Origin of the sequence: Thiothrix unzii, assembly GCF_017901175.1 — a bacterium.
Lineage (GTDB): Bacteria > Pseudomonadota > Gammaproteobacteria > Thiotrichales > Thiotrichaceae > Thiothrix > Thiothrix unzii.
In genome coordinates, this window is record NZ_CP072793.1 from 3,536,288 (window position 1) to 3,558,097 (window position 21,810).

Below are 21,810 nucleotides of genomic sequence, written 5' to 3' on the forward strand. Positions count from 1 at the left end.
TTTACCTTTGATTATTTTATTTATTTTTACGTTAAAGGCTCTATTGATGTGAACCAATAGAGCCTTGTTGTTCCTCAGTCCACCGGGATAGTCAGGCCATCCCGGCAGCTTTAGCTTAGAGGATTAGCGACGAGCTAAGAACACATCTTCAGTGATGAAGGTTCCGCCAGTACCGCTTGCAGTTGAGCGATCCAAGGTTTCACCAGCGGCATTGCGCGGGTTAGTAGTTTGGAGGTTCAACTCAGAGATACCGAGAGAGCTCAGTGTTTTCAGTTCGCCAGTTTGCAGTTTCGCATCACCGTTGTCTACCCAGACAGAGATGTTGTTCAACTCAGCACCGGTCAGTTTACCGTCGCCGTTGGCATCTTTAGTTGCCATTTGAGCGAAACCACTTTGGTGGTTGTTGTCGGTGAACAATGCATTACCGTTGATGGCGTTGTTTGCACCAATTTTGCTGGTGTCAACTAAGAAGCCGTCACCAGTGCCGCGCAACCATTCAACTTGTTCAGCAGTTCCGTTGGCATCTAAGTCGAAGCTAACTGTTGTGCCGATAGTGCTGGAAGTACGGTCACGTGCAGTGGATACGCCGGTGGTGTCGATAGAGCCATTGCGGTTCAGGTCGATAGCAACCGGATCCCATACTGGAGGACGTGGTGTTGTGCCACCAGTTGCGCCTTGAGGACCACGAGCACCTTGAGCACCTTGTGCGCCTTGAGCACCAGTTGCGCCTTTCGCACCTTGAGCACCTTGAGCACCTTGAGCACCTTGAGCACCAGTTGCGCCTGTAGCACCAGTTGCACCAGTTGCACCTTTCGCACCAGTTGCGCCAGTTGCGCCAGTTGCACCAGTTGCACCAGTTGCACCAGTTGCACCAGTTGCACCAGTTGCACCAGTTGCACCAGTTGCACCAGTTGCACCAGTTGCGCCAGTTGCACCAGTTGCACCAGTTGCACCAGTTGCACCAGTTGCACCAGTTGCACCAGTTGCACCAGTTGCACCAGTTGCACCAGTTGCACCAGTTGCGCCAGTTGCACCAGTTGCACCAGTTGCACCAGTTGCGCCAGTTGCACCAGTTGCACCAGTTGCACCAGTTGCACCAGTTGCACCTGTAGCACCAGTGTCACCTTTCAACCATTTTTGTACGTCAAATTGGTCAACATCGCAGTCACCATCTTGATCGCCAACGTTTGCCTTGAACCAGTCAAAGAAGCCTTGACCATTTGAACCGTTCGCACCAGTTGCACCAGTTGCACCAGTTGCACCAGTTGCACCAGTTGCACCAGTTGCACCAGTTGCACCAGTTGCACCAGTTGCACCAGTTGCACCAGTTGCACCAGTTGCACCAGTTGCACCAGTTGCACCAGTTGCACCAGTTGCACCAGTTGCACCAGTTGCACCAGTTGCACCAGTTGCACCAGTTGCACCAGTTGCACCAGTTGCACCAGTTGCACCAGTTGCACCAGTTGCACCATTACAGCCAGTTGCGCCTGTAGCACCAGTTGCGCCAGTTGCGCCAGTTGCGCCAGTTGCGCCAGTTGCGCCAGTTGCGCCAGTTGCGCCAGTTGCGCCAGTTGCGCCAGTTGCGCCAGTTGCGCCAGTTGCGCCAGTTGCGCCAGTTGCGCCAGTTGCGCCAGTTGCGCCAGTTGCGCCAGTTGCGCCAGTTGCGCCAGTTGCACCAGTTGCACCAGTTGCGCCAGTTGCACCAGTTGCGCCAGTTGCGCCAGTTGCGCCAGTTGCACCAGTTGCACCAGTTGCGCCAGTTGCACCAGTTGCACCAGTTGCACCAGTTGCACCAGTTGCACCAGTTGCGCCAGTTGCGCCAGTTGCACCAGTTGCACCAGTTGCACCAGTTGCACCAGTTGCACCAGTTGCACCAGTTGCACCAGTTGCGCCAGTTGCGCCAGTTGCGCCAGTTGCGCCAGTTGCGCCAGTTGCGCCAGTTGCGCCAGTTGCACCTACATGGTGATGACCGTGTCCATGTCCGCCGTTACCAACGCCACACCCGTTACCGTTGCCGCCGTTACCAACGCCATTTCCGTTGCCGTTGCCGCCGTTACCAACGCCATTTCCGTTACCGTTGCCGCCGTTGCCAGCACCATTGCCGTTGCCAGTGTTGCATTGCTGAAGCTGGCTCATCATCTGCATCATGACGTTGATCAGAGCCATCATCAGCATCATTGTTTGCTGGCTACCGCCGCTTGCGCTGCTGCTGCCCATGCCGCTGAACAGTGAGCTGAACAGTGAAGCGATGTTGTTACTGCTGGAGGATGAACTGGTGTTTGAGGCGTTATTGTTCTGACTTTGCCCTACATTGTGAGAGGACGTGTTTTGCGTATTCAAGTTAAGCATTGTTTGCTCCTTTGTTTTGAACCATGAGTTGATTGGATTCATTCCAACCTATTGTTTTACCCAGACGTGGTGCACGTTACGGTGCGTGGTTCTGGCTTCAGATTCCTTTCCGAAAACTTGCGCCATCTCGCCACTGGCCAGGTAAATATTTGTCAGGAGTGCACATTAGGGTTTGTGGCTCTTGGTGCTTCGGAGTATGAAACAAGTCGTAAACGGATGATTCTCCAACCGGGATAAGTGCGTAAAAGTGCCTTACGAACGGTTTGTAAGCGGTTATTACCCCACTTATCTGGAAGCGTATGTGAGTTTGGGAGTTGCTGTGGATAATGGCCTTATAAGTAATCGGAGCGCGATGTGCTATGCAGGTTCCTAAAACCTTTGATATTGATGACACCCTGACGCGGGCGGTGTGGCGGTTTAATTTTCGCCCGGATTTGTACGTGCATGACAGTTGGTTAAAAGCCATGCCCGAAGGTGAGGTGTTACAACGTTTATTGTCTCAGCGCACCACCGAAAGTCGTTTGGCGCAATACATGCTGACGCGCTTGGGCGTTGCGGAAAGCGTTTTTTTCGATTTTCGTAGCCCGTTGTCGCAACTGGCATTGTGGGGCGGGGATGATATTCGGCAGTTGGTTGAGTACATCGGGGCAACGTTGTACCGCGATTTAGTGCGTTTGGTAATTACCCGTGAAGACATTACACGCTTGCGGCACACGGTGGGCGAAGATTTATACGCTTTCATGCAGCAACGTGCGCCGGTACTAACCCATAAGGTTGGTAATCCGCCAGTATTTCCGGGGGCAATGCCGTTGAAAAGCCGCATGGCATTGGCGGGTTTATTGTGTTTGCGGGCGGCATTCCAGCAGTTTCCTGATGCATTTTGGTTGCGGTTAATGTTTAAGCTGGAACGTGAATGGTATGTGCAGTGGAAAAGTCACGCCCGCTTCGGTAAACGCTGGGATACGATTGCGGGCGAATGTGCGGTATTGGTGCAAAAAGTGGCGATTGAAATCAAAATAGGAATTGGGCGCGATGGAAAAATTCTTTTCAATTAAACCCCTTGGGGCGCAATTTCAGGCGGATCAGCGGGTATTAAAAGCGGCGGATTATCAGCAAATCTTAACCTATGAACAGCATTTGCAGCAGTTGGAGCAGCGTTACCGCCAGCGTGAAAAAGTTGCGGCGGTAGCACTGGCAAAATCCATTCAGCGCGGTTTGGAAGAAGGACAAGAACGTGCCAACCGCCAGGCAGCAGAACAAATGGTGTTATTTGCGGGGCGGGTGAATGACACCTTGACGCGGATTGAAGATGAGTTGGTCGAAGTGGTGACGGCGGCGGTGCGCAAAGTTATTCTTGGTTTCGATCACGAGGAGAAAGTGCGTAACGCCGTGTTGGCAGGGTTGGAGTTAGTGCGCGGTAGTCACAAATTATTGGTGCGCGTACATCCTCAGCAGCAGGCCGCCGTAGCTGCGCAACTGGACAGCATCCAACACCGTTTTAGCAATCTGGAAGTGGTGGGTGATCAGGAGTTACAGCCGGATGATTGCATTCTGGAGTCAGATTTAGGGATTGTGAATGCCGGTGTCGGGTCGCAATTGCTGGTTATTGAGCAGGCTCTTCGGATGGCGTTTTCGCGTCGTGAAACTTGATAATTTCTTTGAGTTTTTCCAGTTTAATATTGGCACTGCTAGAGCCTTGCTGGGCAACTTCGACTTGCATACTCGCCGCTTTGAGTGATTCGTAGGTTTGCTTTAAGGCATCACGCAGGCGATTTTCCTCTTGTTGCAGTTCATCCAATTTGAGGCGGTATTCGAGCAGAGCTTGCGGGTCAAAGGTCTGGTTTTTGAGGGCAGCAAACAAGGTTTCTTGGTAATTCAATCGCCATTGTTGGAAATCAATCAGGTGTTGTTCCTGCTTTTGCTGGTAAACAATCCATTCGTTGAGGATTTTGCGTTGGGTTTGCAATTCAATAAAGCACTGCTCAACGCGGCGTGCGCGAAGTTTTTTGAGCTGACCTAGATCCATGTCCATATTGTTATTATCCCGCCAAGTGGATTAAGTGCGTTACGGTGTCGTTAAAGTGGGTGTGTTCGTGGGGTGGTTGTTTGAGGAAATGTTGAATCGCTTCCATTTTCCGAATGGCTTCATCAGCCAGCGGGTCAGATCCGTGTTTGTATTCACCCACCCGCAATAGAAACTCAATTTCTTTGTATTTTGCCAGTAAGTTGCGAATGTGCGCGGCGGCAGCGCGATGCTCGTTTGACACCAATTGCGGCATAATCCGGCTCAAACTTGCCAGTACGTCAATCGCTGGGTAATGATTGGCAGCAGCTAAATCGCGCGACAACATAATGTGCCCATCCAATAATGAACGCACCTCGTCAGCAATCGGGTCGCTCATATCATCGCCTTCCACTAATACAGTGTAAAAGGCGGTAATCGAACCTTGGGCAGAATTACCGGCGCGTTCCACCAATTTGGGCAGTTCGGAAAATACCGATGGCGGAAAGCCGCGCCGTGCCGGAGCTTCGCCTGCGGCTAACCCGATTTCACGTTGTGCACGTGCAAAGCGGGTGAGGGAATCCATCAGCAGTAAGACATTTTTGCCTTGATCGCGGAAATATTCTGCTACTGCGGTGGCAACGTAGGCGGCTTTGAGACGCTCAATCGCAGGACGATCTGAGGTTGCCACTACCATTACGGTTTTTTCCATGCCTTCTTTGCCGAGTGCTTCTTCGATGAACTCGCGCACTTCGCGCCCACGTTCACCAATCAGGGCAATCACGTAAACATCGACTTCGGCATGGGTAATTAACATGCTTAACAGCGAGCTTTTGCCTACGCCCGCTCCGGCAAATACCCCGATGCGTTGCCCAATACCGCAGGTAATCAGCCCGTCCAAAGAACGAATACCCAACGATAACGGGCGGTTTACCCGTTGACGCGATAGCGGATCAGGCGGATTAGCGTAAATCGGGTAACGTTCGGTCAAAACCGGGTGAGGATTGCCAATACCTTCCTGTACACGCCCAATGCCATCCAGTACGCAACCTTTGAGGGCTTCGCCAACGGGAACATCCAGCACTTTCCCCGTGGTAATCACTTGGGTATGCGCGGAAACACCTTGCATATCGCCAATCGGTGCTAACAGTGCAATATTTTGTTCAAAACCAATCACTTCAGCCGGAATTTCACGCCCGTCACCGGGGTTAACCAGCAAGCATAACTCGCCTAATTTGACACGCGGCACAATGGCACGTACCACGGTTCCCGTTACCTGCACAATGCGCCCATGCAACACTAATGGCTGGCAATGGCTGACGACTTCGCGTAAACGGTTAGTTAATGGGCGAAAGTTGAAGGTTTGTCCATTCATGTGAGTCGGATCTCGCCCATTGGGTTAAGGGAAATGGTCGAGGTTAATTCTTGCACCGATAACACCGGAATATGCCCGAAAGTACTTTCCAGATGGCGGCGCACGTGGCGACGTAACTCCAGCCCGGTGAGAATAACCGGACGTACTGTATTGCTACTGTGTTGCGTTTCCAGCTCTTGCAAGGTGTTGGTAAATTGCTGGGCGACTTCCGGCGGTAACGCGAAAAATACTCCGGTCGGGGTTTGGCGCAAATTGTTTTGCAGTAACTTTTCGGTTTCTGGTGCGAACATATACACCGGTAATACGCCCGTGCCATTGGTGAAGCTGTAGGAAATTTGTCGCTTCAGGCTAATCCGCACCCGTTCGGTTAACATGCCAGTGTCTTTTTCTGCTTCGCCGAATTCGACAAGCGTTTCCAGAATCTGGCGTAAATCGCGTACTGACACCCCTTCGTTTAATAAGCGGCGCAACACATCAGCGGTTTTAGTGCTGTTGGTGGCGCGTTGGGCTTCGCGCACCAGTTCCAGATAACCTGCTTGCTCTAACTTGGCGTACAGGGTGTGAATTTCCTGAATCCCAATAAATTCTGCCGCGTGTTTACGCAGTAAATAGGCAAGGTGATTGTGAATGCTCTGGAGGTTATCCGGGGTTTCGCGTGCGTTTGCCGGATTACTGGTGGTCAATTCCGCGCCGGTAGCAGCAGCGGTTTCGCTGGGTAATTCGGTGTTGCTGGTGGTTCCGCGTTGTGTTTTAAGCACACCTTGCGCTACCGGTACGCCACGAATTGAAATGCGGTAGGCATCTGCTGCCAGCGAGTTAACAATCCGCAAACTAATGCCGGGAATGGGTACGCCCAAATCCAGATAAAACTCACGGCGCAACAGGGTAAAGCGTTGGCTGAGGATTTCCGGTGAAAATAAGGCACGTGCTTGTGTGGGTAATTCCACTAAAACTGGCGACAGCGGGTGCATGTCTTCCAACGTATTTTTGTCCGGCACAGCGGATGAATCGGTATTGGCAACTTCTTGTCCCATTACCGTGGTAATTTCGCTCGCGGCAAATTCCATGCGATTTTGCGCTTTGCGTAATGCAAAACCGGTAATGGCAAGCAAAATGCCTAAGAATAAGAATACTGTAGTTGGAAAGCCGGGTACTAACCCCATTGCCGCCACAATGCCCGCCGCCGAGATTAAGGCACTGGGTTGCCCGAGTAATTGTTTGCCGATGTCACTGCCTAAATTGCTGTCGTCGTCGACTTTGACTCGCGACACAATAATCCCGGAAGTAATCGCAATAAACAGCGCGGGAATTTGCGCTACCAGCCCGTCACCAATGGTCAAAATGGCATACAGTTGCAACGCATCACTCATTGTCATGCCGTTTTGCAGCGTGCCAATCGAAAGTCCGCCGATGATATTCACCAGAATAATAATTAACCCCGCAATGGCATCGCCTTTAACGAATTTCATCGCGCCATCCATTGAGCCAAACAAACGACTTTCGAGGGTCAGGTTTTCGCGGCGGTGACGTGCCTCGGCAAGGGTAATAACTCCGGCACGCATATCACTGTCAATACTCATTTGTTTACCGGGCATGGCATCAAGCGAGAACCGCGCACTGACTTCCGCAATCCGTTCGGAACCCTTGGTAATCACGATAAATTGCACGATGGTAATGATTAAAAAGATAACCAAACCCACAATTAAATTACCGCCAACCACGAATTCCCCAAAGGTTTGAATAATTTTCCCAGCGTCAGCTTCCAACAAAATCAAACGGGTAGAGGCAATCCCCAGTGAAAGCCGGAACAAGGTGGTGATTAACAATACCGAAGGGAATGAGGCAAAAGCCAGCGGGCTGGGAATGTAAATAGCCACCATCAATAGCAAAATGGAAATACCCATGTTCAAGCCGATCAACAAGTCGAGCAGCAAGGTTGGCATGGGTAAAATCATCATGGCGATGATCGACAGGATTAACAACGTCAACACCACGTCGCTGCGACGGGTAAGCGATTCTAGGAAGGCAAGCGATTGACCGGACTGCATGAGCGAACTCCTGATGAGCGATTAAGCCACGGGGCTAAGTGGGGTGACGTGCAGTGTCCGGTCATTAATGGCAATGACCCTGACTTGAGTTTGCGGCGGACAGTCCGAGCCTGCCAATTGCCAAGCTTGGTTATCAAGGCGAATGTTGCCTTTACCGTCGACAATGCCTTCTTCGAGGGTAATGACTTGCCCGATAAAGTGTTTGCCGGGGTATTCGGTAAACAGGCGTTGTAACATCAGCCAGACATCGGCAAACAATGGCGCGAGAAGCGCACCACTAGCGACCCAAAACCATTGCCATCGCCAAATGCCTTCCGGGTTAAATAACATCAAAATGCCGGTTAAGCCCACGCCGATGCCGAGCCATTTTGCCCAGTCAGCGAGAAAACGTTGCTTGTAATAAAGTAGCAGGCTGTTTTGTTGCTTGAGGTGCTGCGCAGTGCGAAAGACCGCGTAATGTGCTTGAGCTCGCAGGTTGGCCTGCTGTAGGTTTTGCCACGATTGTTGCAGGCGTTGGGCAAAACTCAAATCTTGCTTTTCTTGTTCCATAGTGCCCTCATTATAACTGGCGTGCGGGCTGTCGGGTTGTTTACCCATCGTCAAATAGACCGCGTTTGTCTTGTTATTAGCGTTTCGGTTTAGCAGTTGTCTGGCGCATGGCTTGCGCTACTGCATTGATGGTGCTGTCAGGAATGTACTGATCGACCTTGCCTTCCTTGATCAATGCTTGTGCTAGTGTGGGGTTAGTGACCAGCGTAACATTTTCCTTGGTCGCAATTTCCACCATTTTACGTGCCATCATGCCCTTGCCAATTGCCACAATGACCGGCAGCGGCGTAACACCTTGCTCGTATTGCAACGCAATTGCCGTGCCCATGTCGAGAACTAGAAGACGAGCTGTACGAATCCGTTGCTGGATGTCATGTTCGGCGAGTTCCCGGCGCATTCCGTCGCGTGCACCACGCACGTGCGGGTCACCAAACGAGTCTTTCATTTCGTGCTTGACCTCTTCCTTGGTCATGCGCTGCTCTTTCATAAATTGCGAACGTTGAAATAGGTAATCCAATACCGCCATGACCACTAAAACGGGCAACACAAAAATCACCAATTGCCGCAACAGGTATTCAATAATGTGTTGCTGGCAAGCAACGTCACATTGTTCAACCGCGTGCAGTAACTCCCTCATGCCCACATAAAGCACCCAAACGGTAATTCCGCCGATGATTAATGTTTTGAACAATGACAGCAGCGTAGTTATCGCTTGTTTGGCAGAAAACATCCGCTGAAAACCGCTGGATAGGCTGATTTTGCTAAAATTGGGGGTAATGCTTTCAAAAGAAAACAAAAAGCCAAATTGAATCAAGTTACCAATAATGCCCGCTAGTGTTGCTACCAGTGCCAATGGCAGTGCAATGGTTAACATCGGCTGGTAAATAATGGTTTGCAAACCAGCTTGCAGGGCTTGATGAAAGTCCATCGCGAATAGTTGCGGCGTGAGCACAAAAACTTCCTGCAATTGCTCCAAAGTCCAGTCCCAGGTAAACCATAAGTAAAAAATCACCACGGTTAGTACCAGCGTCGATGGTAAGTCGGTGCTGCGTGCAACTTGACCATGTTCCCGCGCTTTTTCGAGTTTGCGGTGCGAGGCTTCTTCGGTTTTTTCTTGGCTGCTATCCCCGCTCATCGCAATAGCCCCGCCAGTCCCGGCAAGTTTTGTCCGATGGTGAAAAAGCTGGTTTTCATATAATCCGCTAAAAACGAGATATACAACGCCAGCATCAAAAAGGTAACACCGCTTTTAATTGGCATAGCCACTAAAAAGATATTTAATTGTGGCAGGAAACGCCCCACCAGACCCGTGCCAATATCAATTAAGAACATAATGCCAAGTAACGGGCCTGCGAGTAATAAGCTGGTGTAAAGTAATAAATCCAGTTGTTTTAGGAAAAAGGTTACAATTTCCGGGCTTGTACCAAATACAAATTGATCCATCGGCCAAGTTTGGTAACTTAAAAACAGGGTTTCTAACAATGTCAGAAAGCCACCCGTCGTGAGCAGCAGGGTGGTGAGTAACAAGCTGAATAAATTACCTAAAGGCGACACCATATTGCCGGTGGTGTGTGAGAAAAACAGCGCACTCATGACACCGCGCTGCATATCAATCAGGAAACCAGTGGCTTTTACCGCCCAAAATGGCACGCTTAAGACGTAACCAATCATTAATCCCAGCAACGCTTCTTTCACCACAATTGCCATCATATTCATGAGGTTGAGGTCAATATTAAGAAATTGCTCATGGGTTAATGGCAGCACGTACAATGATAAAATCAGCACAATGCCATTACGCAAGGTTTGTGGTACAACCGGTTCAGTTAAAATAGGCAGGATCGCAAACACAATCAACACCCGTGGGGCGGTGAATGCCCATGCCATTAACCACGATTGTAATAAACTCGTTTCCATCAGCGATGCCGCACTTGGGCGATTTGATCGAAGGCATTTTGGGTGAATAGCAGTAATTCAGGCCCCAGCCAGCGCACGGTGGCAGCAATCGCAAACATAATCGCGATGAGCTTAAACGCATGGGGTAGGGTTTGTTCCTGAATGGAAGTCAGTGCCTGAAATAAGCCGACAATCAAGCCCACCACCGTGGCAGCAATAATCGCAGGCATTGACAGGTACAATACCAATTCCATCGCTTGTGCCGTGAAGTGGATGATTTGGGTCTCGTTCATGGCATCAATAACTCAGAATCAGGCCGTGAATCAGGCGTGACCATCCGTCCGCCAGCACAAACAGCAATAGTTTGAAAGGCAGGGAAATGACCATTGGCGACACCATAATCATCCCCATTGAAATCAAAATGTTAGAAATAATGAGGTCAATAATAATGAAGGGTAGAAATAACAAAAACCCCACCTGAAACGCATTGGTTAACTCGCTCACCATAAAGGCAGGGGTTAACACCAACAGATTGTCGGCAGTCATTTCTTTGGCGTATTTTTCAGGCCAGATTTTTTGCGTGGTATCGACGAAAAACTGGCGTTCACTATCGGTGGAGTGTTTCGTTAAAAAATCCCGCAATGGGTCGCTGCTGGCTTTGAGCGCGTCCATTAGTAAAGGGTTACGTATGTCCTCGATATTGACATTGTGTGTATTGAAAATTTCATAGGTTTCCATCGCCACCGGAGCCATGATGTAAACCGAGAGAATAATCGCAATGCCACTGAGCGCAATGTTCGGCGGTTCTTGTTGCAAACCTAAGGCACTGCGGATTAAGTGCATCACAATGACCAGTTTCACGAATGAGCTGATCATAATCGCAATGAACGGCGCAAGCCCCAGCAGCGTGACAATGGCAAGCAGGATAATCGGGTTGGGTAAGGTTTCCATGCCTCAACTGCCCTTGGCTTTCTTGTTGAAGAGGTTGAGAATGCGCACCCCGATGCGCCCGTTAATTTCAACCAATTCCCCAGTGCCGATTTGGCGGTTTTGGGAGCGAATTTGCACCACTTCCGGCAAGGTCATGCCTAGTTCAATAATATAGCCGGGGCGCAATTGACGCACTTCGTTGAAGGATAGGGTTTTTTGCCCCAAATCAAAGGACAGTTGCACCGGGATTTGACTGATGTGTTCGATGCTTTGTTTTTGTTCGTTGTCGCTCATGGGAGTCCATCCAGTGTTGATGCTTAATGCGGTTTTTGCAGGTGAGGTAAACGTGGCTTCGCAGCAATAACCTGAATCCAGACACAAATTAATCGTGCCGTGTTGTTGAAAGCGCGTGTCTTCCAACAGGATCAGGTCTTCGGGTTGCAGTTGGTTAATGTCCTGCATGGTAAGAATGCTGCGGCTGATTTCCATACGCAGCAGTGTGTGGTGTTCTTCCCAATCGGCATTGCTATCAGAGGGCCACAAGCTCAGCCGTTGTTGCAAATGCGGGTAAAGTTGCGGGTCGAGTAACAACAATCCGGTGCCTTGGTAAAGCACGGTATTTTCGGGTATGGCGGCAATCTGCATTTCAAAGCCAAACGGCATCGAATACAGCGGGCTTTGCATACCAGCAGACATGGATTGAATGCCTAGTTTTAAGTCTAGACCTTGTTCCGCTTGCAGTAACAGTGGAGCCAGCGCATTTTCGATCACGCTGATCGCAAGATTTTCTGGCAGCGTTTTTAACATGCTGTCAGGTACAAATTGATTGATACGGTCTTGTAGCGGCCATTCGGTAAGCCATAAACCAGCGGTCGTGTTGCCCAGTTCGAGGGTTAAGCTAATTGGGCAGCGTTGTTGGGTCTGGATGTCGCCCGTGGTCATGCGAAAACGAAAGGCTTTGCCATCCGCTAGTTGTATGCCGTAACCCACGGTTTTATTGAGCAGCAAGTTATTCAGGCGCACCGCATGGACTGTCTGATTCGGCAGCGATAACGGTTGGTAACGAGCTTGAGGGGTATCCATTATTTTAGTTATTCCCAGTTTGACCTATTTAGTCAGCTTATAATGTAGGGTATTAGCCACGGGTTGTGTCCCAGCTTCGCAGACGATCTGTATTAGGTGCGCTTATTGCCGCTCCAAGGTAATAATCATCAAAGCCTGCGCTGGCAATCCATCCGCTATTGGCGAAATTAACCGCTACCTCCCCAATGCTGGAACTCCAGAACTGGTGTGATCCATTATTGCCAGTCCCAAGATAAACGGCATTCCACCCTTGGCGTTCAGATGAGGTATCGCCCGGTAAATCAAAGTAATAGATATTGCCGGGTGTTAATTTATCGCCTTTACCGGGATCAAACAGGGCAGTTTCACCCGCATTGTTGGTTTTGTCTTTGACGTTAATGGTTCCGGCTTCGGCGGTACGCACGCTGGAAATAAAGCCACCGTCAAAGCGCGAATTATCGTGCTGATCATACCATGAGGATAGTTGTAGGCGACCTGAATGCTGATCGAAGTCATCCGCGCCCACGGTGTCTAGTGTTGCTTTTAAATTAAGTAACCGCATCGGGGTGGCGCAGTCAAACTGGTAGTTTTCGCGGTGAGCAAAGATGTCTTGCAGGGCTTCAGAGGGCTTGACGGCTTGGCCTGCGTTGTCGGTTTCACGCATCACGAGGTGACGGTCTGCACCACGTTGTACCACTTCCCAGTAATTATTGCGCTCCAGCACGGTTTCTTGCTGGCGTTTACCCTGAGTGTCGCGGTATTGGCGCGTTTCTGGTTGGTTTAAGGCACTGTTAGGTAGCTCGACCAGTTTGTCACTGAACTCCCAGCCATCGCCAATCTCACCGACGTTTTTCAGCAAGTTGTCACGAAATTGTTGATCGTATTGAGCATCGCTCAGTGGCGGCGTTACCTGTGGCGCGGGTTGTGGTTCTGGCTGTTGTGGTGTGTTGAATGTTTGTCCGCTGATTTGTTGCATCAGGGTATAAAGCAGCGTCAACAGATTTTCTAAGCCCGTCATGTTGGTGGTGAGGTTGTTGCTTAACGTCATCATGCTGGGCGTGCGTTCACGATTCGCCCCACCGTTTGCGATTTGCGCATAACGATCTTGGCGATTCAATGACGTGGAATAGTGAGTTCCAATGGGCATGGCGACCTCTCCTTTGAGCTTTGGTAGTTCTTTAACGTGAACTATAAGCGCGTCGTGGGTTGAGGGCTTGTGTTATTGGATGAGTGGAAGGGTTCGCCAGATAATTTGGTTGAATCAGTAGTTTGCTTTCCATTGATTAGCGTTTCTGGTGCGTTGATCTGGCGGAAATGGACGCGGGCGCGAGAATACATAATATTGAGCGTATCTAGGTTTTATCGTGATTATTTTGATATGGGTAAGCAACTTTGGTTCTCCGGGTGGATGATGTTCGCGCTGCTACTGCACGGTGGCGGTTCGGCTTTTGCTGCCGCAGTGCCGTGGAAGGCGGATGTGTATTCCCACTTTTCTGATCAGGAGCCGCTCGCTGACATGCTTAAAACCTTGGCGGCGTTTCAGGATATTCCGATTGTCATTAGTCCGAAGGTGAAAGAGGTTGTTAGCCTGCATTTTAAACAGCGCAAGCCGGAGGCTATCTTTCAGGAGCTGGTCAAAACTTACGGTTTGGTGTGGTACTACGATAAGGAGTCGCTCTTCGTTTACAAGGAAGACGAGGTGCAAACCGCCACGGTCAGCCTGAAAAAAATGTCCCCGGAAGTGTTCACGAACTCACTCAAACGCTTGGAAATCTTGGATGAGCGTTTTCAGTGGCAGGTATCGGAGGTGGATAACATTATTTATTTCACCGGCCCCGAACGTTTCGTCAGTTCGGTATTGAGTGCCGCCGCCACGATGGATACGCAGGCTTTGGATAAGCGTCAAATATACCGTTGGAAAGATAAAAAAGGCGTGATTAATTTCAGCTCTGAAGACCCTGTTGGCAATATGGGTGCGGCTTGGGATGTGAAAACCGGTGACAAGTTTCCGGGGTTTGACATGGTTGATGTAGTGAAAAATAAGCAATAGGACAAGTCTATGTCAGTCCAACACACGGCGTTTATTCTTAAGGTGCTTAGCGGGATTAACGCTGGCGCATCCGTTCGGTTAAAAACAGGCAGTTCCATCATTGGACGTTCGATGAACTGCGACATTATTTTGCATGATGAAGCCATTGCTGATCAGCATGTACGTTTGTCGGTGACTGAAACAGGCATTACCTTGCATCCGTTGGCACGTCCGGTATTTGTCGAGTCGACAGAGATTGCGGTCGATGAGATGGAGTTAAAGCCTTACCAAACCGTGCGCCTCGGCAGCGTCGAATTCATGGTGGTCGATGCGAAAAGTGGTAATGCGGCTATGCACACCCGTGTTGCTGATGCTGCATTAGCGGGACAAGCCAAAGTATCACCGTCACAAGCGCGAGTGGGTGGCGATGCTAAAACGCCTGCATCGGCATCAGCGTGGGGAACCAAAACCTATTTAGCCTTGGGTTTGGGATTGCTGCTGTTAGGGAATGCTATCTTCTTTTACCCTCAATTAGCGGCAATGCTGGAGCGTAGTGGGGTGGTGGCTTCCCCGGAAACACGGGCAGCGGCGTGGCTGGCAAAATTGGGACGTGATGATTTTACCTTGCAGACGGGATCTGATGGTTCAGTTAGCTTGCGTGGTTACGCCCGCACCACAGCGGAAAGAAATGCGTTGATGCGTCAAATGCAAGAAGCAGGGATTCAAGCGAAGTTGTCCATTTGGTCACAAGAGGAAATGGTTGCCAGTGCCGGAACCATTGCGCGTTCCTTGGATGAGCCGGGAATCAAAGTCAGTGCTGGCGAGGCGGTGGGTAGTCTGAAAGTGCAGGGCTTTGTGAGTAAATCGGCTGCATGGGATCGGATACGCGGAGTGATTTTGGCGGATGTGGGCGGAATTCAGTCGATTGACGATGACAAGTTGCAGTCGATGGACGGTTATTTAGCGTCTTTTGTACAGTTCGTCGAAAAAAATGGACTGTCTGGCAGGCTTAAAATTACTACTGACGGCAAGCGCGTTATAGTTAAAGGCGAGTTAACACAGCAGGAAATCGAAAAGATTGGCAGCCTGCGTAAGGAGTTTATTGACACTTACGGTGCTGAGCCAGCGATTCAACTGGATGTGGTTGACGTTAGATCGAAAATTAAGCTGGCGATACGCAGTGCCAGTGTAGGGAAAGTGCCATTTCTGGTGGCCAAGGACGGTAAGAAATACATGGAAGGTTCGGCAATAGGCGAAAATTATTTTGTAAAATCTATAAGGCCTGATCATGTTGTATTGGTTAACAAAGGGATGGAAATCCCATTCTACTACGGTATTGAGGAGGGGAGGAAATGATGATGTTGCAGCTTGAGCAAAATCTTCGCAATGATATGTCCGGCATGTATAAAAATGAATTACTGGACAAATTTAATCAAACAGCGTCACAAGTAAGATTTGAGCTGAATCAGGGGGTTTCCCCGGATGAATACAATAAATTAAATAGCTTTTTACAAGCATTGGAAGCGAGTTGTGAGGTGGTGGAACAGGTTTGGGAACAAGTCCATTAACGGATGAGTACCCATCATGAGCATGGAGCGCAATGTTTACAGGAAGTAGTCCATTCCCTGCGTTTGGTGTATTCAGCACCGGGAATTTTTACGGATGATTAATTTTTAGGAGATGAAAATATGGCTAATCCGGTCACAAGTGGTGGAACCACTACTGGTTCAAGTGAATTTGCAACTGCAATAACTGAGATGAAGGCAAAAGCGGCTGAATCGTTGCAGTTTCAACAACAAATGGCTGATCTTAACCAAAAAACGCAAGCAGAAGAGTCTGCTATGCAGTATCAAGTAGCACGTGATAATGCGGTTGCGCAGTTGATCGAAACTATTTCTCGCGGTTAATAAAATGTAAAAATAAAAGGCATCATGGATTATTCTGTGATGCCTTATGAAATCGGGGTTATTATAAAATGAACGTTAGTGTCGAAATATTACAATTACTCTCAGAAGTGGGTTATATGTCCTGCTTCAAAAATGATACCAAAAACGCAAAAATAATCATGGATGGTGTTGATGCGATAGCAGGTGATCAAGTGCCAACGAAAATGGGCGTAGCATTGGTTGATTTGTATTCGGGTCGTTATGATAAAGCCATTGATACACTACAAAATTATGTGTTAGTGCGCGAACCTGATCACATGAGTGCCCAATGCTTTTTGGGTATGGCTTTGAAAATGTCCGGTAAGGACTCAGAAGCTAAAGATATTTTTGATCACGTTGTTAAAAACGGCAACGATGATGAGCGCGTTATTGCTTCGGTACATTTGGGTATCTAAGGTAGGTGTGCGATGGTTGAAACAGGTATGATAAATGGGGTGGCATTGCAGCCCCAAAGCGATAAGTTGTTGCAATTGCCTGCTCCACCTAATGCGCAAGTGATGAAGTTTGAAGCTATGATGACGCAATCTGATCAGGCTCCAGCGGTTGAAAATACAACGCTGTTGCAGGTCAATGATAGCGATGCCGCGAATTCATCTGATCTGAAAAATGTTTTGTTGAATAAAATTGCTAACTTGGATAGTGCCTACAATAAGGTCGTTAGCGGTTCGCAGGATTTGCCTAAATTTAATGAATTCCTTGCGGCTAATTTGGATAAATCATCTACCAAGGTTAACCAAACGCGCAGCTATCCTGAATTACCTACGGGATCAATACAAGATCGTGGTGCGCGTTATGAGAGTGTTCTGGAGCGTAGCCGAGCTTATGCTGCGGTTTCGTTAGAATATCAAGGAATGATGGCAAATTCCTTATCTAGATCAAAAATATTTATGGCGAATTTTGAGGCAATTACTTCCGCTGTCCGAAACTTAGCAGAAGGCTTTAAAACCTTGTTTCGTTCTGGAGGTTAATGTTTTCGTTTGAGCGGATCAAGAGGTTAACAATGATAACTAAAAAAAGCTATTCGGCGAGTTTTTTGCTCGTTTTACTGTTATTAAGTGGTTGTAAAACTGAGCTTTACAGTAAATTAGACGAAAGTGACGCTAACGCCATGTTGGCGATTTTGCTCAACAATAATATCAGTGCGGAAAAGCTTGCGGATAAAAAAGCAGGCACGTATTTTTTGCACGTTGATGATTCGCGTATCCCACAGGCAGTGGGTTTATTGCGCGATCACGGTTATCCCAAAGAAAAATCCGTGAGCATGGGCGAAATGTTTAAAAAGGAAGGATTGATTTCTTCACCATTGGAGGAACGTGCCCGTTTTATTTTTGCTCTATCTCAAAGTGTTCAAGAAACTCTCAGTCAAATTGATGGTGTATTAATCGCGCGGGTACACGTGGTTATGCCGGAAAAATTCTCAGCGAATGAAGCACCAAAACCGTCTTCGGCTTCGGTATTTATTAAATACAATCCCGCTTATCGCATCGAAGACATGCGCTCTGAAATTAAAATGATTGTTGAAAAAAGTATCGAAGGTTTGAGTTACGATAAGGTGTCAGTGGTGATGGTTCCGGCGCAATTGCCTGCCACTCAGTAAACACCTTTCTGATGAGCTGGGCGGGTACGAAATAGCTTCAGTGTCCACATATACTGTTTAGGGTCGTCAGCAATTAAGTTCTGTAGTGCCGCATTCATGGTGGTTGCGGCCTCCACCGGATCGTCTGGCGAGAAATTGTCTAGCGGGGGATTGACTTGGATACGATAATCTCCCGTTTTTGAATCAAAATAGGCCATGACAGGAATAGCTTTTGCATTGCCTAGCTTACTTAAGCGCATGGGTGTGGTTAAGGTTGCTTTGGGTTCGGAAAAAAACGGTACAAATACAGAATGTTTGTTGCCGTGATCTTCATCAGGAAGGAAAAATAACAGGCAGCCTGATTCCAATGCTCGAACCAGTTTCCTCATGCCTTCCTCGCGAGCCGCAAGCGATTCCGCATCTTTGGCACGACTACAGGTGACTAACCAATTGATTACCGCATTGCGAAACGGTTTATAAAAGCATTGTAAGCGGTAGCTTTGCCCCATGCCCATTCCGGCAAATTCCAGCCAAACTGAATGCGCAACCAGCAGGATAACATTCTGGTGGGCTGCAATTGCCTGATCAATGTGTTCCCCCCCTTGTATTTTGACACGTTGATATAACCAACCGCGTGGTCGGAAAAACAACAGGCTGTAGTCCAGCAGTGCACAGGCATATTCTTGAAAATGCTGTTTGGTTAATTGTTCGCGTCGGGCTTCATCCCATGCGGGGAAGCACAGCCGCAGATTGGTGAGTACTACCTGACGGCGTTTGTGATTACGTCGGTAAATCCAAGTGCCGATGCGCATTCCCAGCCAGCGGCGTGTTCTCCAAGGAAGCCATGCCAGTGGTGCAAATGCCGCTACACCCAGCCAAGTCAGCCAGTGACGTGGGTGAAGTAGTGCTGTGGGGAAGTCGAGTTTTTTGCTCACACCTAAGCTCACGCCAAACGTTCGCAAGCAGTGCCGATGCGTTGCACGTAAGCTTCAAACCAAGTTTGTGCTGCTGCTACCGCTGCTTCTTTGCCTTTTAAACCAAAGTCAATTTGACGGCGTTCGGTGGTGCTGGGCAAGCTGGATAAGCGCACTTCGGGGAAGGTTTTGAGCAAGGCTTCCATCATCGGGATTAAGTCGCTTTCCTGCACGTCACGTAATAACCAACGGTATTCGACTGGCGGTGTAGGGTCAGCATATTGCGCATAATGGGTGTCGAGTACCCATTCCACCATCGGCCAAGACATATTGGGAAAGCCCGGTACAAAATGGTGGTGGTGTAATTTAAACCCAGCCATTTGGTTAACCGGGTTAGGGATCAGGCTGGAGCCGTCGGGTAATTCCCCCATGCGGATGCGGTCGGGGTAGGCATTTTCACCGAATCGCCCTTCGATTAACGCCACGGCTTGCGGATGACGTAATAAGCGTACCCCGGCAGCCGTGGCGGCGGCTTGACGGGTCAGGTCATCGGGGGTGGCTCCAATGCCACCAAAGCTGAAAACCATTTCCTTGGTAGCGAAGGTTTCACGCAAGGTTTGCACCAGCAAGTCCCAATCGTCACCGACCATGCGCACCCATGCCAAGGACAGACCGCGAGCTTTGAGAAATTGGAGGACTTGCGGCATGTGTTTGTCTTGGCGTAAACCGCTGAGTAATTCATCACCGATCAGAATCAGACCTACTTTCATTTTTTGGCTCCGCGTGCGCTGGCGTATTGTAAGGTGCGTTCCGCGCTTTGTTGTTGTGCGGCTTCTGACCAGTGCGCCGAGGTTTCTGCCCAGCCTTGGGTATGCTGTTGGATAATGTCTGCCAGCGCGTGAATGTGTTTACTATTGGCGTTAAGCGCGGGGATGTAATGGTAGTTTTCGCCGCCCGCGTGCTGGAAGTATTCGCGATTTTCCTGCTGAATTTCTTCTAGGGTTTCAAGGCAATCGGCAGCAAAACCGGGGCAAATAATATCGACGTTTTTGATGCCTTCCGCTGGCAGGGCTTGTAAGGTTTTATCGGTGTAAGGTTGTAACCATTCGGCTTTGCCAAAGCGTGATTGGAAGGTGACGCGCCATTCGTGCGCTTTAAGATTTAACGCTTCGGCGAGTAAACGTGCCGTTTTGTAGCATTCGCAGTGGTACGGGTCGCCCAGCATTAGGTTGCGTTTGGGGATGCCGTGAAATGACATGATTAATTGTTGCCCGCGTGGGTGCTGCTCCCAATGTTCCAGCACGCTACTAGCAAGGGCTTCGATATAGCCGGGATGATCGTGGTAATGATTGACCAGCCGCAACTCAGGAACCCATCGCCAGCGTTTGAGTTCATCGAACACTTTGTCGAAACTGGTGGCGTTGGTGGCGGCGCAATATTGTGGGTAAAGCGGTAAAATCAGCAAACGTCGCGCCCCGGCTTCTTTGAGTTTCAGCAGCCCGGATGCAATGCTGGGGTTGCCGTAACGCATTGCCAGCTCAATTTTTACCGGGCCGTTAAAGCGTGTATCCATCGCTTTTTGCAGGGCTTTTTGTTGTTGCAGTGAAATATGCATCAGCGGTGAACCGTTTTCTGTCCACACACTACGGTATTTGGCGGCACTTTTGGCAGGGCGTGTGTTGAGAATAATGCCGTAAAGAATCACATTCCAGATAATGCGCGGAATTTCCACCACACGCGGGTCAGACAGGAATTCTTTCAGATAACGTCGCAAGGATGGCGCGTCGGGCGCGTCCGGTGTGCCTAGATTAACCAGCAAAACGCCCGTGCATTCGGATTTTCCGTGGAAATAGTCTTGTTCATTGATAAAACGACTCATGGATGCGAGCTTCCTTTGCGGGTTTTTTCATAAGGGTATTTCACGTGACCAAAGCGCACGATTAACACCGCCAGTGAAATCAGGAGTACGGAGCTGGCGATGGCTAACATTTGCCATTCACTCATGGCTTTCATGTCAAGAATCAGGTAACGCGCCAAAGCCACCATCGCAATGTAGAGCGGCATCCGCACCGGAACTTCGCCGGATTGCAGGTAAACCACGACCATCGTGATGATTTCTAAGTAGATAAACAGCAACAGTAAGTCCGCAATTTGGACTTTCAGGTTGATTATAATCGTGGCAATTTCTTGTCCGACCGCGATAACGGTGGCGATCGTGATGATGATAAGTAATAAATATTCGATTGCGTGTAACAATTTCTGACTGACCGGCAGGTTCGGTTTGTCCATGCGTGGGTATCCTTGTATTGTTAGCGTTTCGGTTAACGCTTTAGTAGGTTAAATGATGCAGCCTGATTTGCAAGTATTGGTGCAGGAAATACGTCAAATTGCACGTGATGAGATTTTGCCACGGTTTGCCAAAATAGGTTTTGCGGTTAAGCAAGATGGTAGTTTATTAACCGAGGCGGATTTAGCCACGAATCGGCGTATCGAGGCGTTTTTGCAGCAACATTGGCCGCACATCGCGTTTTTGAGCGAGGAAATGGAGTTGGACGCGCAGGAGCAATTATTGCGCGAAGCCGATGCGTTATGGTGTCTTGATCCTTTGGATGGCACGAGTAATTTTGCAGCGGGGTTGCCTTTGTTTGCGGTATCGCTGGCGTTGTTTGAGCGCGGCGAAGTGGTGTTAGCACTGACTTACGACCCGGTGCGCGATGAAATGTTTAGCGCGGCGCGGGGGCAGGGGGCGTGGTTAAACGGGCAGCCGTTACGTTGCCAGCCCAGCGCGTTTACCTTGCGGAATGCGGTGGCAATCGTGGATTTTAAGCGATTATCGACCCCACTCAAACGCGCGTTAAGCGAGGCAGCACCCTACGGTTCACAGCGCAATTTAGGCAGTTGCGTGTTGGAATGGGCGTGGATGGCGGCGAATCGCGGGCATTTGTATTTGCACGGCGGAATGAAATTGTGGGATTTGGCAGCTGGTACGCTGATTTTGGCGGAGGCGGGCGGCTACGCTTGTACTTTACAAGGTGAATCGGTTTTCAGAAGCGGAATGGCGGTGCGTTCGGTGGTGGCTTCGCCGGATCGGGCGTTGTTTGAAGCTTGGTTTGCGTATTTGCAGGAAAATCAATAAG

General features: G+C 49.3%; 28 protein-coding genes. 11 read left to right on the forward strand and 17 right to left on the reverse strand.

Annotation, left to right across the window (positions count from 1 at the left end):
- Nucleotides 1-123: 123 nt before the first annotated feature.
- From J9260_RS18725 to J9260_RS18735, 3 genes are all read right to left on the reverse strand, one after another.
- Complete coding sequence (locus tag J9260_RS18725) at nucleotides 124-492, reverse strand: hypothetical protein (RefSeq protein ID WP_246499517.1); 369 nt, start codon at nucleotides 490-492, stop codon at nucleotides 124-126.
- A gap of 122 nt (nucleotides 493-614) precedes the next feature.
- Nucleotides 615-1,115: a hypothetical protein gene (locus J9260_RS18730; RefSeq protein WP_246499518.1), complete on the reverse strand. Its 501-nt coding sequence runs from the start codon at nucleotides 1,113-1,115 to the stop codon at nucleotides 615-617.
- A 12-nt stretch (nucleotides 1,116-1,127) separates the two neighbouring features.
- A complete protein-coding gene (locus J9260_RS18735) occupies nucleotides 1,128-1,955 on the reverse strand; it encodes a hypothetical protein (RefSeq protein ID WP_246499520.1) in 828 nt (275 codons plus the stop codon).
- Nucleotides 1,956-1,977: 22 nt separating this feature from the next.
- Here J9260_RS18735 and J9260_RS18740 point away from each other — a divergent pair, with 22 nt between their 5' ends.
- The 3 genes from J9260_RS18740 to sctL all read left to right on the forward strand — a co-directional run bounded on the left by J9260_RS18740 (nucleotide 1,978) and on the right by sctL (nucleotide 3,999).
- Nucleotides 1,978-2,232, forward strand: a complete 255-nt coding sequence (locus J9260_RS18740) for a hypothetical protein (RefSeq protein ID WP_246499522.1) — start codon at nucleotides 1,978-1,980, stop codon at nucleotides 2,230-2,232.
- Between the two features lie 476 nt (nucleotides 2,233-2,708).
- Entirely contained in the window at nucleotides 2,709-3,404 is a 696-nt protein-coding gene (locus J9260_RS17625; protein ID WP_210219007.1) for a SctK family type III secretion system sorting platform protein, read from the forward strand.
- Nucleotides 3,382-3,999 carry a type III secretion system stator protein SctL gene (gene sctL, locus J9260_RS17630; protein WP_210219008.1) on the forward strand — a complete coding sequence of 206 codons (618 nt, stop codon included), beginning with the start codon at nucleotides 3,382-3,384 and terminating at the stop codon, nucleotides 3,997-3,999. Before J9260_RS17625 ends, sctL begins: the two co-directional genes overlap by 23 nt.
- Here the strand turns inward: sctL and sctO are convergent.
- The 10 genes from sctO to J9260_RS17680 all read right to left on the reverse strand — a co-directional run bounded on the left by sctO (nucleotide 3,953) and on the right by J9260_RS17680 (nucleotide 13,355).
- Nucleotides 3,953-4,381: a type III secretion system stalk subunit SctO gene (gene sctO / locus J9260_RS17635; RefSeq protein WP_210219009.1), complete on the reverse strand. Its 429-nt coding sequence runs from the start codon at nucleotides 4,379-4,381 to the stop codon at nucleotides 3,953-3,955. The two genes, sctL and sctO, sit on opposite strands and share 47 nt — an antisense overlap.
- 7 nt (nucleotides 4,382-4,388) lie before the next feature.
- Nucleotides 4,389-5,726, reverse strand: coding sequence for a type III secretion system ATPase SctN (sctN, locus tag J9260_RS17640; protein WP_210219010.1), 1,338 nt, complete (start codon nucleotides 5,724-5,726; stop codon nucleotides 4,389-4,391).
- Nucleotides 5,723-7,774, reverse strand: a complete 2,052-nt coding sequence (gene sctV / locus J9260_RS17645; protein WP_210219011.1) for a type III secretion system export apparatus subunit SctV — start codon at nucleotides 7,772-7,774, stop codon at nucleotides 5,723-5,725. Before sctV ends, sctN begins: the two co-directional genes overlap by 4 nt.
- A gap of 21 nt (nucleotides 7,775-7,795) precedes the next feature.
- Nucleotides 7,796-8,323: an NfeD family protein gene (locus J9260_RS17650; RefSeq protein ID WP_210219012.1), complete on the reverse strand. Its 528-nt coding sequence runs from the start codon at nucleotides 8,321-8,323 to the stop codon at nucleotides 7,796-7,798.
- A 76-nt stretch (nucleotides 8,324-8,399) separates the two neighbouring features.
- Entirely contained in the window at nucleotides 8,400-9,458 is a 1,059-nt protein-coding gene (locus J9260_RS17655; protein WP_210219013.1) for an EscU/YscU/HrcU family type III secretion system export apparatus switch protein, read from the reverse strand.
- Complete coding sequence (sctT, locus tag J9260_RS17660) at nucleotides 9,455-10,237, reverse strand: type III secretion system export apparatus subunit SctT (RefSeq protein WP_210219014.1); 783 nt, start codon at nucleotides 10,235-10,237, stop codon at nucleotides 9,455-9,457. Before sctT ends, J9260_RS17655 begins: the two co-directional genes overlap by 4 nt.
- Nucleotides 10,237-10,509 (reverse strand): type III secretion system export apparatus subunit SctS, encoded by a 273-nt coding sequence (gene sctS, locus J9260_RS17665; protein WP_210219015.1) that lies wholly within the window; start codon nucleotides 10,507-10,509, stop codon nucleotides 10,237-10,239. Before sctS ends, sctT begins: the two co-directional genes overlap by 1 nt.
- 4 nt (nucleotides 10,510-10,513) lie before the next feature.
- Nucleotides 10,514-11,167, reverse strand: coding sequence for a type III secretion system export apparatus subunit SctR (gene sctR, locus J9260_RS17670; protein ID WP_210219016.1), 654 nt, complete (start codon nucleotides 11,165-11,167; stop codon nucleotides 10,514-10,516).
- A 3-nt stretch (nucleotides 11,168-11,170) separates the two neighbouring features.
- Nucleotides 11,171-12,229 carry a FliM/FliN family flagellar motor switch protein gene (locus J9260_RS17675; RefSeq protein ID WP_246499524.1) on the reverse strand — a complete coding sequence of 353 codons (1,059 nt, stop codon included), beginning with the start codon at nucleotides 12,227-12,229 and terminating at the stop codon, nucleotides 11,171-11,173.
- Nucleotides 12,230-12,281: 52 nt separating this feature from the next.
- Nucleotides 12,282-13,355 carry a hypothetical protein gene (locus J9260_RS17680; RefSeq protein WP_210219017.1) on the reverse strand — a complete coding sequence of 358 codons (1,074 nt, stop codon included), beginning with the start codon at nucleotides 13,353-13,355 and terminating at the stop codon, nucleotides 12,282-12,284.
- 231 nt (nucleotides 13,356-13,586) lie between these two features.
- Here J9260_RS17680 and J9260_RS17685 point away from each other — a divergent pair, with 231 nt between their 5' ends.
- The 7 genes from J9260_RS17685 to sctJ all read left to right on the forward strand — a co-directional run bounded on the left by J9260_RS17685 (nucleotide 13,587) and on the right by sctJ (nucleotide 17,780).
- Nucleotides 13,587-14,258, forward strand: coding sequence for a hypothetical protein (locus tag J9260_RS17685; RefSeq protein WP_246499526.1), 672 nt, complete (start codon nucleotides 13,587-13,589; stop codon nucleotides 14,256-14,258).
- 9 nt (nucleotides 14,259-14,267) lie between these two features.
- Nucleotides 14,268-15,593: a type III secretion system inner membrane ring subunit SctD gene (gene sctD, locus J9260_RS17690; RefSeq protein WP_210219018.1), complete on the forward strand. Its 1,326-nt coding sequence runs from the start codon at nucleotides 14,268-14,270 to the stop codon at nucleotides 15,591-15,593.
- Nucleotides 15,590-15,805, forward strand: a complete 216-nt coding sequence (locus J9260_RS17695; RefSeq protein WP_246499528.1) for an EscE/YscE/SsaE family type III secretion system needle protein co-chaperone — start codon at nucleotides 15,590-15,592, stop codon at nucleotides 15,803-15,805. The genes sctD and J9260_RS17695 overlap by 4 nt, the downstream gene beginning before the upstream one ends.
- Nucleotides 15,806-15,925: 120 nt before the next feature.
- Nucleotides 15,926-16,144, forward strand: coding sequence for a hypothetical protein (locus J9260_RS17700; RefSeq protein ID WP_210219019.1), 219 nt, complete (start codon nucleotides 15,926-15,928; stop codon nucleotides 16,142-16,144).
- Between the two features lie 68 nt (nucleotides 16,145-16,212).
- Entirely contained in the window at nucleotides 16,213-16,578 is a 366-nt protein-coding gene (locus tag J9260_RS17705; RefSeq protein ID WP_210219020.1) for a tetratricopeptide repeat protein, read from the forward strand.
- 12 nt (nucleotides 16,579-16,590) lie between these two features.
- A complete protein-coding gene (locus J9260_RS17710; RefSeq protein ID WP_210219021.1) occupies nucleotides 16,591-17,151 on the forward strand; it encodes a hypothetical protein in 561 nt (186 codons plus the stop codon).
- The gene (gene sctJ, locus J9260_RS17715) at nucleotides 17,151-17,780 is read left to right on the forward strand and encodes a type III secretion system inner membrane ring lipoprotein SctJ (RefSeq protein ID WP_246499530.1); all 630 of its coding nucleotides are present in this window, start codon (nucleotides 17,151-17,153) and stop codon (nucleotides 17,778-17,780) included. The genes J9260_RS17710 and sctJ overlap by 1 nt, the downstream gene beginning before the upstream one ends.
- Here sctJ and J9260_RS17720 read toward each other — a convergent pair.
- From J9260_RS17720 to J9260_RS17735, 4 genes are read right to left on the reverse strand one after another with little or no spacing between them, the layout of a single operon-like run.
- Nucleotides 17,774-18,694: an LpxL/LpxP family acyltransferase gene (locus tag J9260_RS17720; RefSeq protein ID WP_210219022.1), complete on the reverse strand. Its 921-nt coding sequence runs from the start codon at nucleotides 18,692-18,694 to the stop codon at nucleotides 17,774-17,776. The genes sctJ and J9260_RS17720 overlap by 7 nt on opposite strands.
- 8 nt (nucleotides 18,695-18,702) lie before the next feature.
- Entirely contained in the window at nucleotides 18,703-19,443 is a 741-nt protein-coding gene (locus J9260_RS17725) for a competence/damage-inducible protein A (protein WP_210219023.1), read from the reverse strand.
- Entirely contained in the window at nucleotides 19,440-20,552 is a 1,113-nt protein-coding gene (gene hemH, locus J9260_RS17730; RefSeq protein WP_210219024.1) for a ferrochelatase, read from the reverse strand. The genes J9260_RS17725 and hemH overlap by 4 nt, the downstream gene beginning before the upstream one ends.
- Complete coding sequence (locus tag J9260_RS17735; protein ID WP_210219025.1) at nucleotides 20,549-20,962, reverse strand: phosphate-starvation-inducible protein PsiE; 414 nt, start codon at nucleotides 20,960-20,962, stop codon at nucleotides 20,549-20,551. The genes hemH and J9260_RS17735 overlap by 4 nt, the downstream gene beginning before the upstream one ends.
- A 52-nt stretch (nucleotides 20,963-21,014) precedes the next feature.
- On the opposite strand from J9260_RS17735, the gene J9260_RS17740 reads away from it, so the two are divergent.
- Nucleotides 21,015-21,809 carry an inositol monophosphatase family protein gene (locus J9260_RS17740; RefSeq protein WP_246499532.1) on the forward strand — a complete coding sequence of 265 codons (795 nt, stop codon included), beginning with the start codon at nucleotides 21,015-21,017 and terminating at the stop codon, nucleotides 21,807-21,809.
- The last annotated feature ends 1 nt before the right edge of the window (nucleotide 21,810 follow it).

What these genes read in the sequence shown, in the direction of transcription:
- J9260_RS18740 (WP_246499522.1), top strand. Translation starts at nt 1,978, where the DNA reads ATGTCCGCCGTTACCAACGCCACACCCGTTACCGTTGCCGCCGTTACC.
- J9260_RS17625 (WP_210219007.1), top strand. Translation starts at nt 2,709, where the DNA reads ATGCAGGTTCCTAAAACCTTTGATATTGATGACACCCTGACGCGGGCG.
- sctL (WP_210219008.1), top strand. Translation starts at nt 3,382, where the DNA reads ATGGAAAAATTCTTTTCAATTAAACCCCTTGGGGCGCAATTTCAGGCG.
- sctO (WP_210219009.1), bottom strand. Translation starts at nt 4,381, where the DNA reads ATGGACATGGATCTAGGTCAGCTCAAAAAACTTCGCGCACGCCGCGTT.
- sctN (WP_210219010.1), bottom strand. Translation starts at nt 5,726, where the DNA reads ATGAATGGACAAACCTTCAACTTTCGCCCATTAACTAACCGTTTACGC.
- sctV (WP_210219011.1), bottom strand. Translation starts at nt 7,774, where the DNA reads ATGCAGTCCGGTCAATCGCTTGCCTTCCTAGAATCGCTTACCCGTCGC.
- J9260_RS17650 (WP_210219012.1), bottom strand. Translation starts at nt 8,323, where the DNA reads ATGGAACAAGAAAAGCAAGATTTGAGTTTTGCCCAACGCCTGCAACAA.
- J9260_RS17655 (WP_210219013.1), bottom strand. Translation starts at nt 9,458, where the DNA reads ATGAGCGGGGATAGCAGCCAAGAAAAAACCGAAGAAGCCTCGCACCGC.
- sctT (WP_210219014.1), bottom strand. Translation starts at nt 10,237, where the DNA reads ATGGAAACGAGTTTATTACAATCGTGGTTAATGGCATGGGCATTCACC.
- sctS (WP_210219015.1), bottom strand. Translation starts at nt 10,509, where the DNA reads ATGAACGAGACCCAAATCATCCACTTCACGGCACAAGCGATGGAATTG.
- sctR (WP_210219016.1), bottom strand. Translation starts at nt 11,167, where the DNA reads ATGGAAACCTTACCCAACCCGATTATCCTGCTTGCCATTGTCACGCTG.
- J9260_RS17675 (WP_246499524.1), bottom strand. Translation starts at nt 12,229, where the DNA reads ATGGATACCCCTCAAGCTCGTTACCAACCGTTATCGCTGCCGAATCAG.
- J9260_RS17680 (WP_210219017.1), bottom strand. Translation starts at nt 13,355, where the DNA reads ATGCCCATTGGAACTCACTATTCCACGTCATTGAATCGCCAAGATCGT.
- J9260_RS17685 (WP_246499526.1), top strand. Translation starts at nt 13,587, where the DNA reads ATGGGTAAGCAACTTTGGTTCTCCGGGTGGATGATGTTCGCGCTGCTA.
- sctD (WP_210219018.1), top strand. Translation starts at nt 14,268, where the DNA reads ATGTCAGTCCAACACACGGCGTTTATTCTTAAGGTGCTTAGCGGGATT.
- J9260_RS17695 (WP_246499528.1), top strand. Translation starts at nt 15,590, where the DNA reads ATGATGATGTTGCAGCTTGAGCAAAATCTTCGCAATGATATGTCCGGC.
- J9260_RS17700 (WP_210219019.1), top strand. Translation starts at nt 15,926, where the DNA reads ATGGCTAATCCGGTCACAAGTGGTGGAACCACTACTGGTTCAAGTGAA.
- J9260_RS17705 (WP_210219020.1), top strand. Translation starts at nt 16,213, where the DNA reads ATGAACGTTAGTGTCGAAATATTACAATTACTCTCAGAAGTGGGTTAT.
- J9260_RS17710 (WP_210219021.1), top strand. Translation starts at nt 16,591, where the DNA reads ATGGTTGAAACAGGTATGATAAATGGGGTGGCATTGCAGCCCCAAAGC.
- sctJ (WP_246499530.1), top strand. Translation starts at nt 17,151, where the DNA reads ATGTTTTCGTTTGAGCGGATCAAGAGGTTAACAATGATAACTAAAAAA.
- J9260_RS17725 (WP_210219023.1), bottom strand. Translation starts at nt 19,443, where the DNA reads ATGAAAGTAGGTCTGATTCTGATCGGTGATGAATTACTCAGCGGTTTA.
- hemH (WP_210219024.1), bottom strand. Translation starts at nt 20,552, where the DNA reads ATGAGTCGTTTTATCAATGAACAAGACTATTTCCACGGAAAATCCGAA.
- J9260_RS17735 (WP_210219025.1), bottom strand. Translation starts at nt 20,962, where the DNA reads ATGGACAAACCGAACCTGCCGGTCAGTCAGAAATTGTTACACGCAATC.
- J9260_RS17740 (WP_246499532.1), top strand. Translation starts at nt 21,015, where the DNA reads ATGATGCAGCCTGATTTGCAAGTATTGGTGCAGGAAATACGTCAAATT.